The organism is Dictyobacter kobayashii (genome assembly GCF_003967555.1).
Classification (GTDB): Bacteria; Chloroflexota; Ktedonobacteria; order Ktedonobacterales; family Ktedonobacteraceae; genus Dictyobacter; species Dictyobacter kobayashii.
The window spans coordinates 4,903,016-4,917,533 of the sequence record NZ_BIFS01000001.1; the positions used below are offsets into that span (position 1 = coordinate 4,903,016).

At 51.6% G+C, this 14,518-nt stretch carries 12 protein-coding genes and 1 pseudogene; 4 read left to right on the plus strand and 9 right to left on the minus strand.

The window, feature by feature from the left end; genetic code table 11:
• Positions 1–638 precede the first annotated feature (638 nt).
• Positions 639–1,469, minus strand: a complete 831-nt coding sequence (locus tag EL645_RS21490; RefSeq protein WP_126552399.1) for an SGNH/GDSL hydrolase family protein — start codon at positions 1,467–1,469, stop codon at positions 639–641.
• A gap of 668 nt (positions 1,470–2,137) precedes the next feature.
• Here EL645_RS21490 and EL645_RS21495 point away from each other — a divergent pair.
• From EL645_RS21495 to EL645_RS21505, 3 genes are read left to right on the plus strand one after another with little or no spacing between them, the layout of a single operon-like run.
• Positions 2,138–3,220 (plus strand): ABC transporter ATP-binding protein, encoded by a 1,083-nt coding sequence (locus EL645_RS21495; protein ID WP_126552400.1) that lies wholly within the window; start codon positions 2,138–2,140, stop codon positions 3,218–3,220.
• Positions 3,221–3,260: 40 nt separating this feature from the next.
• Entirely contained in the window at positions 3,261–4,121 is an 861-nt protein-coding gene (locus EL645_RS21500) for an ABC transporter permease (RefSeq protein WP_126552401.1), read from the plus strand.
• A gap of 9 nt (positions 4,122–4,130) precedes the next feature.
• Positions 4,131–4,934, plus strand: a complete 804-nt coding sequence (locus EL645_RS21505; protein WP_126552402.1) for an ABC transporter permease — start codon at positions 4,131–4,133, stop codon at positions 4,932–4,934.
• Positions 4,935–5,044: 110 nt separating this feature from the next.
• Here the strand turns inward: EL645_RS21505 and rbp are convergent, their stop codons facing one another.
• The 3 genes from rbp to EL645_RS21520 form a co-directional block, all read right to left on the minus strand.
• Positions 5,045–5,365, minus strand: coding sequence for an RNA-binding regulator (gene rbp, locus EL645_RS21510; RefSeq protein ID WP_126552403.1), 321 nt, complete (start codon positions 5,363–5,365; stop codon positions 5,045–5,047).
• Between the two features lie 250 nt (positions 5,366–5,615).
• A complete protein-coding gene (locus tag EL645_RS21515; protein ID WP_161977569.1) occupies positions 5,616–6,176 on the minus strand; it encodes a dihydrofolate reductase family protein in 561 nt (186 codons plus the stop codon).
• 324 nt (positions 6,177–6,500) lie between these two features.
• Positions 6,501–7,712, minus strand: a complete 1,212-nt coding sequence (locus tag EL645_RS21520) for a PLL family lectin (RefSeq protein ID WP_126552405.1) — start codon at positions 7,710–7,712, stop codon at positions 6,501–6,503.
• Between the two features lie 507 nt (positions 7,713–8,219).
• Between EL645_RS21520 and EL645_RS45625 the strand changes: the two are divergent.
• A pseudogene (locus EL645_RS45625) lies at positions 8,220–8,599 on the plus strand (DUF4334 domain-containing protein).
• Positions 8,600–8,641: 42 nt separating this feature from the next.
• Here EL645_RS45625 and EL645_RS21530 read toward each other — a convergent pair.
• From EL645_RS21530 to EL645_RS21550, 5 genes are all read right to left on the minus strand, one after another.
• Positions 8,642–9,100: a hypothetical protein gene (locus EL645_RS21530; protein ID WP_126552406.1), complete on the minus strand. Its 459-nt coding sequence runs from the start codon at positions 9,098–9,100 to the stop codon at positions 8,642–8,644.
• Between the two features lie 311 nt (positions 9,101–9,411).
• On the minus strand, positions 9,412–11,061 hold the full coding sequence (locus tag EL645_RS21535) for an efflux permease Rv1217c-related protein (protein ID WP_161977570.1): 1,650 nt from the start codon (positions 11,059–11,061) through the stop codon (positions 9,412–9,414).
• Entirely contained in the window at positions 11,048–11,977 is a 930-nt protein-coding gene (locus EL645_RS21540) for an ABC transporter ATP-binding protein (RefSeq protein ID WP_126552408.1), read from the minus strand. The genes EL645_RS21535 and EL645_RS21540 overlap by 14 nt, the downstream gene beginning before the upstream one ends.
• A gap of 158 nt (positions 11,978–12,135) precedes the next feature.
• Positions 12,136–12,849, minus strand: a complete 714-nt coding sequence (locus EL645_RS21545; RefSeq protein WP_126552409.1) for a TetR/AcrR family transcriptional regulator — start codon at positions 12,847–12,849, stop codon at positions 12,136–12,138.
• Positions 12,850–13,371: 522 nt separating this feature from the next.
• Positions 13,372–14,382, minus strand: coding sequence for a hypothetical protein (locus tag EL645_RS21550; protein ID WP_136625257.1), 1,011 nt, complete (start codon positions 14,380–14,382; stop codon positions 13,372–13,374).
• Positions 14,383–14,518 lie beyond the last annotated feature (136 nt).

Consider the following 14,518-nt stretch of genomic DNA (forward strand, 5'->3'; position numbering starts at 1 on the left):
CAATATGGGTGAGGAGAGCATGAAATAAAGCATTCAATTTTATCTACGCTTTTGAATGCTTTGCATCTTAGATGAGAATGTCCTTTTCTGTATTCAGCTTACTGGTTGTCAGTGTTAAATTTTTGGAAGCTCTTTGGCGCACAAAAAATTACATAAGACAAGGTTTTATTTTTCTTTTGTGTAAGCGTCGTGTGTGCTGGCTATTTTTGCTTCAATTAAGTAGCTGCTCATGATGTATATCTGTAGGTATGTGGCTAATTTTGTAGTGTCTTATAAAGTAATGCTTTAACCTGTCTAAAAATCTCGTGGGAAGTGATCCATTTTCCGTGGTTTAAGGAAATTGGGTCACTTCTTTGCGGGCGTGCGCATGCGCGCCCGCAAACATTTATCGTGAGATGTCGCAGGCGCGCATTGCGCACCTGCGACATCTCACGATAAATGTTTGCATGAAGGTGAAAGTGAAGAGTGTTGAGGTGTAGAGCGGGAGCTGGCAATGGGAGGATCAGGTGAAAGATGGGTGAGGTGAGATTGATTGTGTGGCCCGGTCGGATGCGTACACCACTCCTCGTTGGTCTGACCGGGCCGTACGTAGCTATAGCTTTACATTTCTACTCTGCTGAGATATCACAATCCAACCTCTAGTAGCCGGCGGTCTGCTCAAATGCGTTGGCGATTACGCTGTAGCCGGTCGAGGTCGCGTGAATATCCTTGAATAGGCTACACATCCATGTATAGCCGCAGATATTGGGATTGGGGGTTGCCGCGCCGCCGAAAGGCGTGAACACATCGACAAGAGTCGCGTAGCCGTTGGCATCCGCTGCCAGATGCTGGTTGATCTCCTGCGAATATGATACCATCGTCGGGCAGATATTTTGATAAGGATCGTAGTAGTTCATCAGCAGCAGGTCACCGCTGCGCTGTCCGTTCACCGTCATGGCAGCGGACAATTTGGGCAAGATAACCTGTGTCAGATTGGCGTCCATTGTCGCCAGGTCACTGTTCCAACTTGAGCTGACCGTACATGTCGATGTATTGATGTCGTGAAGCATGTCGTTGGCCCCAATATCCAGGGTTACCGGGCTTACACGGCCTGCGTTTAATTCTAGATATAAGACAGCCGCGTTGAGCTGAGAACCAATGTAGGGGAATTTGCGCAAAACCGAGTACGTGCAACCTCCATTGATCATCGACGTCGTGGTCTCACCAGGACAAGCCATATTCGCATAGCTTGACGTACCATGACTCTTGAGGTTGGCGTAAAAATCTTCCGCATAGCCATGGTTCAAATTAAGATTGGGCTGGAAACCATAGGCCAGCGAATCACCGACCGCCAGGTAATTGGCCTTAGGGCCGACCACAGCGGCGTGGGTGGCGGCAAATGCTGGTGGGACAGATAAGAGAAGCAAGCTAAATACTAAAACGACTGGCGCAGCGATGCGGAGAAGAGGTTGCATCATGCTTCTGAGCATATTTTCCTCCTTGAAAAAATATACCAGACGACCACTTCAATGTAGATCATTCAAGTGGCAATAACGCTGAGGAGAAGATAAATGTAGGCACCCACTTCATAGTATAAGCATGAAAGAGTGAAATTACAAGCTTTTAGAGTCTATAAATATAATATTGCGCTATAATAAGATGCCCGCTCTTTAAATTAACTGCAGGCTTTTTAGCACAAAAACCACTTCAGGAGCTCAACTTTTCGAATCATGCTACTTGACAAAACACAAATTTTGCCGCTACACTATGCACATACGGTATGTGCTTTTATGTAAATACCATTGTGTTATTAGAAGTTCTTTACTGTAAAAATCATTCCAGGATGGAAGGAACGCGATGAACACCATGCAGGCAAAAGTAGTTTGGGATACCTATACCATGTTTGCCTCCATTACCTGTTGTATGCCTCGTATGGGCTATCTTCAGGCCGGGTGTCGCTGTCCTCTAATTTCTTCCACATTAGCCATGAGCTTACCGTGACACAGCATCTGTCAGTATAGACAGGTTGAGATAAAGGGAGAGGCGCAGGTGACACACCTGCGTCTCTCCTTTTTTGCGTTATACGCTACATGTTTATCCAGCCTGCCTGGCTTTGCCGAGCGTTGCGGGACAGTTTTCCAGTCAAAGGAGCATGCGTATGTCAATCGTCGAGGTGGAACATTTAGCGAAGACCTTTCGGAGCCGGGAGCGTGCCTCCGGGATCGCTGAGAGCATGCGGTCGTTTGTGCTGCCGCGCTATCGGACGCGTGAAGCTGTGAAAGATATGAGCTTCGCGCTTGATGCTGGCGAGGTGCTGGCCTTTATCGGACCGAACGGGGCCGGGAAAAGTACGACCATTAAGATGTTGACTGGTATCCTCTATCCTACGGCTGGCGCGGTACGCGTGCTCGGGTTCACGCCATGGCAGCAACGACGCCAGCTGGCTTATCATATCGCCAGCGTGTTTGGCCAGAAATCACAACTCTGGTATCACCTGCCGCCACAGGATACCTTCAATCTGCTGGCGCGCATCTACGAGCTGGATATGACCGAGTATCGTAAGCGACGCGACTTTCTGATCGAGGTCTTTGATATCGCTGAATATATCCGCACGCCAGCACGTAAACTGAGCCTGGGCGAACGCATGCGCTGTGAACTGGCCGCCACCTTCCTGCACAAGCCGCGCATCGTCTTCCTCGATGAGCCAACGATTGGCCTGGATGTGATTGCCAAACAGCGCATCCGCGATCTAATCGCACTGTTGAACGTCGAGGAGCGCGTGACCGTCTTCCTGACCTCCCACGACGCGGGCGACGTGGAGCAGGTCTGCCGCCGCGCGATTGTCATCAACCACGGTGAGATCATCCTGGACGAGTCGGTCGCGACCCTGAAACGCGACTACTTGAAGGCGAAAACTATCGATCTGCAATTGGGTGGTACCGTCGAGGAACTGCTTACAGACGAGGTGGGAGACCGGCAGTCGCGCCTGAAGCTTCAGTTGGCCGCTCCGGCGTTGAAGCGGGAGGGTATACAGGTGCTCAAGGCGCAGGGACATAGTTTGCGGCTGGAGGTCGATACGACCAGCTGTCCGCTGGAGCCGGTGATCGCATCCATCATGCAGCAGCAGCATATTCTGGATATGACGATCTCAGATCCGCCGATGGAGAAGATTATCGCCGCGATCTATGGCAGCCAGGGTACCGTACAGCCGCCAGTCGAAGCTGAAAATGTCAGCCTGTAGGGTGGATAAATAGACAAGTTGATGAAAGGATGATTAGTCTATGCAGACCGATATTGGAGCGGCGCAGCGACCAGGACTTGTCATGCGTCTCAAGAAACGTGCTCGGCTCTCCAGCTTAAAATACCTGGCCATTTTGCGCGTTAGTATCCTGAACAACCTGGCCTATATTATGGAGGTTTTCTTTCGGGCTTTGCTGCTGGTCATACTGGTCTTTGTGTTGACTCAGCTCTGGAAAACGACCTTTACCCTGCGCGGAACCCGTGTGCTGAGCGGCTTTAGCATCGCCGATATGATCTGGTACCTGGTGGCCGCCGAGACCATCGCCCTGAGCTTGCCTGCTCTTACCCGGCGCATCGACCAGGAGGTACGCTCCGGACAACTGGCCTATCTGCTGGGACGACCGGCCAGCTATGTGCTCTATAATTACGCGCACTACCTGGGCGAGCGCCTGGTCCGCCTGCTGATGAACGCGTTGATCGGCTCGCTGCTCGCCCTCGTCATGGCCGGCGTACCGCATTTTACCTGGCAGGGCTTGCTGGCCTGGCCGCTGGTCGCCTTTCTCGCGCTCAGCATCGACTTCGTGATGCATTTTAGCATTGGCCTGCTGGCCTTCTGGAGTGAAGAGACGCAATCGTTCTCGCTGATCTTCAGCCGGCTCACGCTTGTGCTGGGAGGCGTGCTGGCCCCACTGGAAATCTTTCCGCAGCCATTGCGCAGTATCGCGCAAGCACTGCCATTCAGCGCCATCCTCTACGGGCCAGCGCGCACACTGGTCCATTTCGAGGCTGCGCGCCTGGGTGCTCTGCTCGTACAACAATGCGCGACCCTGCTGGTGGGTATCATGATTATGCTGGCCATCTATCACGCCGCCGTGCGCCGCGTCAACATCAATGGAGGGTAGGAAGATCTTATGAACTGGCCCAAACGTTGCGCCTCTGAAGTCCGGTTGATCCTGGCCTACGCGCTAGCGAACACGCAGGCCGCGCTAGAATATCGCGCCGCCTTCATCGTGCAGGTGGTTGCTATGATCGCCAACAACTCGCTCTGGCTCTTCTTCTGGTGGAACTACTTTCAACAATTTCCGCTGGTCAACGGCTGGCAAGGCACGGATATCGTCATCTTATGGTCGGTTGCCGCCTGTGGATTTGGTGCCAGCGTCGTCATATTCGGCAATGCGCGCCAGCTTCCCGCCCTGATCATGAACGGCGGGCTGGACGCGTACCTGGGGATGCCTCGCTATGCCCTGCTACATGTATGTATCGCGGCGACCGACCCATCGGCCTGGGGTGATATCATCTTTGCCATCGGCGCATACCTGCTCCTGGTGCATCCAGATCCAGGTCATATCGCCCTCTTCATCATCATGGTGCCGCTGACCGCACTCATCTATACCTCATTTATGGTCTTGCTCGGCTCGCTGGCTTTCTTTCTCGGCAACACCGAAGGATTGGCCCAGCAGCTATTCGGTGCCCTGATCTCGTTCAGCACCTATCCGATGGATATCTTTAACGGATTTGTACGCGTAATACTTTTCACTGTGTTGCCAGCAGGCTTCGTCTCGTTTGTGCCGCTACAGCTGTTACACCATTTTTCGTGGCCGCTGCTGGCTCTCCTCCTGGGCGCGGTCTTGGCGTTCACGCTGGGCGCTGTTGCCCTCTTCGGAGCAGGTTTGCGCCGTTACGAAAGCGGCAACCTGATGGGCGCCCAGATGTAGGATAGACATTATCCCACATGTTTAAATAGCGCAAAGACAAAAAAGAAGGCTAGCCAACTGGCTAGCCTTCTTTTTTGTCTGAACGTTTTATACTACTTAACTATTGAAAATTAGTAGCGGTCGCTCCGATAGTAGTCATTCGTGTTTGAATAACGGTCTCTACTCTGAAATCCTCGGCTTCCTGCTGCCTGACGCTCACGCGCCTCACTAACAGTAATCGTCCGATTTCCGAGCAGGCTGCCATTCAACTGCTGGATGGCGGATTGTGCATCCTGGTCGTTATTCAACTCGACAAAGCCAAAGCCTTTGCTGCGGCCTGTCTCACGATCCATAATGACCGAAGCCTGTGTCACTTCACCTGACTGTGAAAAAAGATCAACAAGCTCTTGCTCGGTCGTTCGATAAGGGAGTCCCCCTACATATAATCTCATTTTTATACTCCTGTGTGAACATCTCTCAACCCATTGATGCTCGGAGAAACCATTTCCCACAGAAGCGATCCAATTCTTTGTGATGTCATACACCTATATAAACACGCCTGCCCTCCCACTTATTCCCCCGCTCAATTAACTGCTGCAAACCTCTAAATAAAAAAACTCAAGCGGCATGCACAGACGTTTGAGGGAACTTACTAGCTCAAAATGTTCATGTCTATTTGGTGGGCTGCGCGTCGATCTTATTTCATTTCACTACGCGAAACGAGAGATGGGTTGCTCCCGGGGTTTCAAGCGTTCGTATATGTTCCAATGAGATAGACCTGGAGCCGAGATGATCGAAGAGGCGAACACCCTCACCCAGGAGAACATGGGCAACATCCATGTGGAATTCGTCGAGCAGACCAGCCTTCAAGGCTTGTTGGACCGCGCTGGCACCATGAAGGGCCACATTTTTATCGCCCGCGATCTCCTGTGCCTGCTTGATCGCGCTTTCAATGCCATCTGTGACAAAGTAGAATTGCGTCTTGCCCTTTTTTACTGGTGCTCGGACTTGTGATTGCAGGACGATCACAGGCCAGTCGGGGGCTGTGCCATCAGGAAAGACCCACCCATTCTCACCGTAAATCTGATCGAAGCTCCGATGCCCCATGATCACCACACCGTTCTCGTTGAGTGTATCGCCTACGACCTCATGGAAATTTTCCCATGCGTTGGCAAACCATGCGAATACTTGTGAGACGTCATCATTTTTATCAGCGATAAATCCATCTAGCGATACCGAAAGGCCAAACATAACTTTTCCCATTGGGTTCTCCCGTCTTTGTGGATGATAGTCTAGGCTGTATCTGACACCTGAGCATACTATACTCGCTGGGCTGCGAAAAAACTTCTTCGATCTTGCTCTTTGCCCTTCCCGGTCACACGATCCGAAATACCTGCAGTGCGACATTGGTATAGTATGCATGTCTGCCCGCTGTCTTATAATTATGGAGTAGGGGTTGTGAGAAAGTGTCTATCGGGAGACCAGGACAAATGCCCAAGGGCTCTGGGGGCCTGGTAATCATGTCTGGCTGACCCCGGGTGGGGGCCAGCCAGACCTTTTTGGCTATGGATGTGTTCAGCCGTAGCGTTATACAACGCCAGCCGCGCCAAGTGCAGTGAAACTAAGGGAACTGCCATTGCTCTCCTGGTTATTGACATCGCCAAAGGATGATTGCCAGGAGCCGTTGGCGAAGCGGATGGTATGCCAGACGATATCACTCTGATCAATCGCTGTAACATGGAGCGTATCGGCGACATTGGCGCAATCAACATCAGTGAAACGCAGGGAGCCACCGTTGCTCTCCTGATTATTGACGTTGCCGAAGGCAGGTGCCCAGGAGCCGTTGGCGAAACGAATGGTATGCCAGATGACGCCATCTCTTCCCAGGGCCGTGACATGCAAGTTGCCACCAATAGAAGCGCATCCTACATCAGTGAAACGCAGGGAACCACCGTTGCTCTCCTGATTATTGACGTTGCCGAAGGCAGGTGCCCAGGAGCCGTTGGCGAAGCGGATAGTATGCCAGATGATGCCATCTCTCCCAAGGGCTGTGACATGGAGATCCTCACCGATAGTAGCACAATCGACATCTATGAAGCGCAGGGAACCACCATTGCTCTCCTGATTATTGACATTGCCAAAGGCAGGTGCCCAGGTCCCGTTGGGGAAGCGGATGGTATGCCAGATGATGCCATCTCTCCCAATGGCTGTGAGTTGCAATTTCCCGCTCATGGTTCCCGCACAGCCCAGATGGTTGAAACGCAGGAAACTACCATTGCTCTCCTGGTTGTTAACATTGCCGAAGGAAGGTGCCCAGGTGCCATTGGCGAAACGGATAGTATGCCAGATGATGCCATCTCTCCCAAGGGCTGTGAGTTGCAGGTTATCAACAATGCCCGCGCAATCGACATCGGTGAAGTGGAGCGTGTTGCCATTGCTTTCCTGGGCATTGACGTCGCCGAAGGAAGGTTGCCAGGAACCACCGGGAAAGCGAATGGTGTGGAAAAGCCTTCCATTGGTGGCCCTACCGCAGAAATGTAGCTGCGTCGTACTTTGGGTGCTAAGCCTGGCAGGTGATGGCTTCAAGGCGGCTACAATAGCCGCCGAGGCCGATGGTTGTCCCTCTAAAAGATTCAGTCCTATGACGCTCGCCCCGATAGCCAGCCCTTTAGCGAAAAGAGCCCGGCGCGCAATTGATTGCGATAAACATTCCGGGTCGACCTTGTTGCGTTCTGGAGCGCTCTCTCTTTGCATCCCTGTTTCTAAAGAAGTACCCTTATCATGCGTTGTTGAATCCATTATAATTCATTCCTCCTAAAATCCTCAGAGAAGATTTTATTTTTATATAGTGTTTATGCACTATTGTCATTTTACTTATGCAATGAAATCGAGCTCACATTTCAAAGTTCAAAGACCCCTGCCTTCCTCCTGACAAACACTTGAACGCAGCAATAACAACGATCTGTGCGTGCAGGGATTGCCCCCGCTTTTAACCTCCGAGCTCGAAAGATAGAAATAGAATAGATTTGCTGCAAATAAAATAGCAGCAAATCATTGTTATTGCTTCGTTTCATGCGGGGGAGGAAGAAGCGGGGCAAGCCCCGCACGTACAGATCGTTGTTATTGCTGTGTCCTATGCATGGTTTGATTCTTAAATGAAATGTATAATAGATGTGGGTTGATGTGTTGAGATCGGGTGAGGATAGGAGTCCGTGGTTGGATACAGCTAGCGTAAAAAGAGAAGGTAGGTCTATGTCAGATGCGAGGCAGGTAGATTTGCTGCGTGAGCGCGCTTACCAGGATCACATGAGCCTGCAAGAGGCTCTTGCGCTGTGCGATACACTTCCGTGTGTTGACATCGATACCCTGATGGGCCGGTGGCATGGGAGCGAGATCTCTACGAATAATCCGCTGGATGGGCTGCTGGCGACATTTGGCTGGTATGGTAAAGAGTTTATTGATCGTGACCATGTCCATCCTTTATTATTTTCAGATTGCAGACCCGCCAGGCGAAGGCGCGGCTGCGCATGGTCGAGTATCGCGGCAGAGTCAGCGCCTCCATGATCTATGACAACCTGCCGATTTATGACACATTTCGCCTCATCGACCCCGACACGCTCCTGGGCGTGATGGATTACAAGGGGATGGAGCAACCCTTCTTCTTTAAGCTGCACCGTGACAAATAGGCAGAGAGAACGTGCTGATTGTGTTCACCTGCTAATTTTATTTCATCGTTTCCGAGCTGTCTGGCTCTGCGTAATTCTTCTGGTTTTGCGCCACCAGAAGTACACTCCTAATATGAGGCAGACCAGGACTGCGATTACTGAAACTGCTATTATTGCGTCCAATACGATGTTCTCAGCTTGCACATGGCTATTTTCTAGCCCTAATATTATGCCATTAGGAATCAGTGCAAAGCCAAGCAGACCAAACCAGAGCCGTGGTTGTGTATAGATAGGAATGTGTGGTTCGCGACGATGCTGCACGCGCGCCACTATACAAGAAGCCATACCCCAGCAGAAGAAACCAACGCATTGAATGAAGTAGTTCAGCCAGATTAGGAAAACCATATGCAAAGTCTCTGCTAAACCTGAGATTATTGCTGGCCCAAATAAAAGTATCCCCGCGATGATATAGAGCCAGCGTGTCAATCGTGTATTATCGCCAGCATACCAATAATCCTTCATGAAGGTCCTTCCTTATATCAATCCCTTTTTATCTATTATAGATTTTACTCGCATCTGCTGTCAATTTCTATAAAATCATTCCCTTTCAATGTTTTATAAATCATTTTCTTATAAAAAGAGAATTTTTTAATAATGTGCCTGATACTTATTAACACTGCCATGATCTTGTTTACATTTTTGTGCTTTCGGGGCTCAAAAAAGGAAAGTGTGGCAAGCTACAAGGTCCAGATAGGAGCAGGGATCAGACACAGAAAGAGAGCCGCGCCAACCTTCAAAAGGAGGTTGGCGCGGCTCTCTTTCTGTGTCTGTGCTTAACGTCCGATGTCTTTGCGTACAAAGCGCATCGAGGCCAGTGTCAGTGCTAGTATGCCGACGACCAGGATGCTAATCGTATCCAGGAGGGGCAAGCCATGCAGTAGCGGGGTGCCATAGTAGTAGATGGCGGAGAGCCGCAGGACCGCGTCCGACCAGTTCAATCCCGGGCCAACAAAGCTGATGAAAAACCAGATGACGAGCAAAAAGCTCAAGATGCCGGTGTCCAGAGCCGTGCGCAGCCAGCCGGACAGCAGATAGCCGAGGGCCGCTACCAGCAGTCCCAGGGGGATAATCGAGAGCGTGGCGGCGGCCAGATTTCCCCCGTCAAGTTTCAGGCCTGTCGCCGCCGAGGCTATCGCCGTAGCGGCCAGGGTTATTACTCCAATGAAGACGGTCGCGGTAGTGAGCGCGGCAAAACGTCCCAGCAGCACCTGTAAGCGTGGCTGTGGTGTAGATAGTACCAGTTCCAGCCGTCCTTCCTCTTCATCCGCAGACCAGTTGTTGGCCTGTGTGACTGTAAAGGCCATTAGAATCACGGGCAGCAAGACGTAGAGTGCGCTGAGCATGGTGGCGTTGGTTGCGAGATCGCTACCGCCGACTTTAGTGATAAAGACTTTCAAGAGCGGTGAGCTCTGATAAAGGGTGGATAGCGCCGTCTCCGCTTGTTTGGTGACCACAACCATCCATGCCGCGAAACCAGCGATGCCCAGGGTCCACCAGAAAGTAGGGATCGCGACCATGCGCAGGCCACGGGTATAGATCGAGCGCAGCGACCAGTCATTCACCGGCAGTGCGCGCACGGGCTGCGCGACCTGTGTCTTCTGCTCCAGCAAGCGTGGCAGTGCCACTGTGCTGCCAACATCGCGTCGCACAAAGAGCCAGATGGCTGCTCCACTCAGCAGGATATTCAGGGCCACCAGTCCCAGGAGCGCGCCCACATTGACGCTGTAGCCTGGCACCAGGGGCTTGTTCAAATTGTAGTAGTAGACCGGGGAAAGGCGGCTGATCCAATCGGTATTGGAGAAGACGCGATGGACCATGTCCAGTACGACAAAGATTAGTAGCAAGCCTCCCGTCAGGCCGGAGGCTGTGCGGCGTTCCAGGGTGAACTGGGAGAGTAGTAGGGCAAGCGAGCCGAAGAAGCCACAGATGAGCACTAAATTCAGACTAAACAACAAGGCATCGCCCAGACCAAAGCTTGCGTTGGCACTCTTGCCACCCGCCATAGCCAGTAGAGCGATGATCAGGCCCATCAAGAGCAGGGCGGTCCAGATCGCCGCCAGTTTTTCCAGCGCGATACGCCCGCGTCCACGTGGCAGCGAGAGCAGGGCATCCATGGCACCACGTTCCTCTTCGCCCCGCAGCATGCGGCTGCCCGCCATCAGTGGCCAGATAGCCAGGATCAGGATAGTCAGACCGTATTTCCAGGTTGCGTAGCCGCCGGGGGTGTCTAGGGCGACCGGTTCGGCAAGCCAGGCGAACGAGCCTGCCAGGCTGATGAGCGAGGCTTTTGCCGCTGGTGTGGCAATAAGTCCGGGGACCGCGGCCAGCACAGCATACAGGAGCAGTCCCATTCCCACGCCCCAGCCCAGAATGGCGATGCGGACCTCGCGCAGGGTTTTGAGATAGACGCTATTGAACCACATGACTGACCTCCTTGGCGGCCACGCCGTCGCCTTCATAGTAGCGCAGGAAGATGTCTTCCAGACTGGGTTGGTGGCTGGTCAGGGTAAGCACGGAATGCTGGGCCGCAGCTTTGATCACTGCGTCCGCCTGGCCTTGCACAGATAGGCGCACGGTACGCCCATCGGAAAGCATGTCCACCTGTTCTACGCCCTCCAGGTCCTTGAATGCTTCGATGGGGACCGCACTGGCAAAGGTGATCGTAATTTCCTGGAGTTTGATGTCCTTCAGTTCTTCTACGGAACCCACGCGCACAAGCTGGCCATCGCGGATAATGGCGACGCGATGGCAGGTCTGTTCCACCTCGGTCAGGATGTGCGAAGAGAGGAAGACGGTACGCCCATCGTCGCGCACTTCCCGGACCATACGCTCAAACTCCTGCTGATTCAGCGGGTCCAGCCCGCTGGTCGGCTCATCCAGAATTAGGAGGCGTGGACGATGCATGAAGGCTTGAATAATGCCGATCTTGCGCTTATTACCGCTGGAATACTGCCGGAACTTACGGCTGGGGTCGAGGTCCATGCGGGCAATCAGTTGTTTGAGATATGCCTGATCGACGCCACCGCGCAGATGCCCGAAATACTCCAGGATCTGCCCGCCGGTTAGCCCGGGATCAAGCGCAAGTTCGCCTGGTAGATAGCCGACCAGCCGCTTAATCTCTACCGAGCCTTGCCAGACATCCAGCCCGGCGATGCGCGCCGTGCCCGAGTTGGCACGCAGCAGCGCCATTAACAGGCGAATCGTTGTCGTTTTGCCTGCCCCGTTGGGGCCCAGAAAGCCAAAGACTTCACCCTCTTCCACCTGGAAGGATACATCAGTGATGCCGCGCTTGTTCCCATAGCGCTTGGTCAGCTTGTCTACTTCAATAATCGCTGTCATATCAAAATCCCTTTTCACTTTTGAGGCTATAAAGCGATCTTCTCGATGAATGCAGGGAAAAGATGGTGCTTGCCTGTCTTTCCTATATTCTTCATTAAGTTTTTCTGCAGAGCGTCATGGTTCTCTCATGGGTGGGATGAGCTCCATGCCCTTCTGCCTTATACATGGTTTTCTTGCGTTGCCGTTACCCAGACATCCACGGCTGCGCTGTTGATGCGGGTGAATGAATGTGGGGGCGCGCCCAACACACGCTCTATCGCATCCATATAGGCGGAATGAATAGCAACGATCTCTTCGATGAGGCTCAGATCGATGCTTTCTTGCCCTGGTGAGAACAACAGCCTGGCATGTGCATTGCCCATACCCTCTAACAGAGCCATAATGACCTCGCCAGCGTTGTCAGGATAGGCGATCGTAAAGCTGCCCTCCCTGATCCCCTGGCGTACGATCTCGGTGAGTAATGGCGCGCGCTGTTGAAAAATCGCCTCGTCGACTTTCATGCGGATGATGGCGTTGGCGTCGGTGTACCAGACACGCGCCAGCTCGACCACATCAGCCTTGTGGGCGATTCTCAAGCGGTCCAGCGTATCGAAGAAGCCCTGGAATTTCTCGATGGCAGAAAGCTTCGGATCATGGAGGATGGGTAGGAGCGGCTTTTCCGTCTCGTGTTTGATCTGCTCGACGAACGCTTCCAGGAGCGCCCCACGCGAATCGAAGTAGTGGTGGAACGCCCCACTGGAAATCTGCACCTCGTCCAGGATATCCTGGATCGACATCTCCTCAAATCCTTTGGTAAACACCAACCGTTGGGTGGCATTTAGAATCTCTCTGCGCTTCGCAGCAACTGCTTCATGCTTAACAGGACGTGCCATTGTTTCCCCTTGATTAATAAATAGACGGTCTCTTTATTAATTATAACCCCTGCATTTCCCTTGTCAAGAGCTGTACTTGAAAATTAGTATGTTCCCTGCAAGAGGTATGATGGAAGATTTGTTTTGCTGCTGGTATCGCCTTTTAGATGATTTTTAAGCGATAATATCATCAAATGCAACAAGATAAACGATCTGTACGTGCGGGGCTTGTCCCCGCTTAAAAACTTCCCGCTCGAAAAACAAATAATAATAATGCTATGCCTCAATTTAAATATCTGCATAAGGCTTTTCTTTTTATCTTTTGGGCTCACAAGGATCGGGTGTAAGAAGCGAAAATATTATAATCGTGTTTATTGTTGATTATTTGATTTCGAAGGGTAAAAGCGGGGAAAAGCCCCGCACGTACAGATCGTATTTATTGTTGCTTTCATTCCCTTGAATCTTTTTATGAAAAATATTAGGGGGAGCACGCCGGGGTCCACGTTTCGGCGACCTTGAGCATAAGGCTTCTATGTCGTGAACTTACTTGCGTATGCGTGTGATAAAAGTCAAAAACACGCCGATGACTAATAAAATAGCGCCAGGAACCATCGTTCCTCCTCCAAAGGACAGTATCATCAATAAGCCAGGGACCCCGAAACTGGCGCCGAGCAGGCTTCCTGTGAGCGCAATAGCCTGGCGGCGTTGCGAGAAGTCAATTCTGGGTGGTTTGAGCCTGGAATTGAACATAATATACAGGCCGCTCGTTGCGTAGAGTACGCTACCACCAACACCGGCACTGTATAAATCAGCTTGATGATTTACTATGTAGTACATATATATGATGAGGAATGTACATACGACGCTGGTCAGCACCATCGCGCCTCCCAGAAAGATACCACCTTCCATACCAGCATGCCGCCAAAAAGAAGCGGGTGTACCATCGCTCTTCAGTGGCTTATGAAACGGCCACAGGGATATGCGCAACAAGATCCATCCCAGTATGATGGTAAAAGCCCCCACCCATAATTCAGTAGCAAATGAAGTATAAGCTGAGAAAGATGTGAAGGAAGCAAATGAACCTATAATGCCAATAAATAGCAGGCCAGCGCTGACCACAGTACCTAAAACACCGAAAACCTTCAAAATGCCAGGCACCGTCGCGTTCATTGGCGCGTTGGGCACGGATGAGAGCGGCGTCTGTGGTTGCCCCGGCGCTCCTGCTCCTGCTGAAGCGTATTCAGTAGGTGGCGGATATGGTAGCGCATATTCAGTAGGCGGAAGATATGATGAAGCATATTCAGTAGGAGGTTGGTATGATGGCGGTAGTGGTGGTGGCGGTGGCGGCGGCACAGATGGGGGGATAACTAAATTCCTTGCGCCAGGGTTTGTGCCTTCCTGATTGGATGCAGAACTGACGGCATTTGCTGTTCCGAGAATATCATAAGTAGTGGCATATTGCTGCGATAAATCTGCTCCACAAGAACTACAAAACTTACTATGGAGCGTGTTTTGTGTCCTACACACGTAACACAATATCAGAGAATATTCCATAATATAAATCCTTGCCATGTTTTTTATTGATTTAATACAATTCATTCATAGATGATTTTATAGTATAAGCTCTTAAAACACAATAGCAGGGGAAAAGTTCTGCCCACTATTCACATGCTTCAGAATCAATCATTCT

Coding starts and splice junctions, on each gene's coding strand:
- EL645_RS21515 (WP_161977569.1), bottom strand. CDS start 6,176: ATGGGAAAAGTTATGTTTGGCCTTTCGGTATCGCTAGATGGATTTATC.
- EL645_RS21490 (WP_126552399.1), bottom strand. CDS start 1,469: ATGCTCAGAAGCATGATGCAACCTCTTCTCCGCATCGCTGCGCCAGTC.
- EL645_RS21520 (WP_126552405.1), bottom strand. CDS start 7,712: ATGGATTCAACAACGCATGATAAGGGTACTTCTTTAGAAACAGGGATG.
- EL645_RS21500 (WP_126552401.1), top strand. CDS start 3,261: ATGCAGACCGATATTGGAGCGGCGCAGCGACCAGGACTTGTCATGCGT.
- EL645_RS21545 (WP_126552409.1), bottom strand. CDS start 12,849: ATGGCACGTCCTGTTAAGCATGAAGCAGTTGCTGCGAAGCGCAGAGAG.
- EL645_RS21550 (WP_136625257.1), bottom strand. CDS start 14,382: ATGGAATATTCTCTGATATTGTGTTACGTGTGTAGGACACAAAACACG.
- EL645_RS21495 (WP_126552400.1), top strand. CDS start 2,138: ATGTCAATCGTCGAGGTGGAACATTTAGCGAAGACCTTTCGGAGCCGG.
- rbp (WP_126552403.1), bottom strand. CDS start 5,365: ATGAGATTATATGTAGGGGGACTCCCTTATCGAACGACCGAGCAAGAG.
- EL645_RS21505 (WP_126552402.1), top strand. CDS start 4,131: ATGAACTGGCCCAAACGTTGCGCCTCTGAAGTCCGGTTGATCCTGGCC.
- EL645_RS21540 (WP_126552408.1), bottom strand. CDS start 11,977: ATGACAGCGATTATTGAAGTAGACAAGCTGACCAAGCGCTATGGGAAC.
- EL645_RS21530 (WP_126552406.1), bottom strand. CDS start 9,100: ATGAAGGATTATTGGTATGCTGGCGATAATACACGATTGACACGCTGG.
- EL645_RS21535 (WP_161977570.1), bottom strand. CDS start 11,061: ATGTGGTTCAATAGCGTCTATCTCAAAACCCTGCGCGAGGTCCGCATC.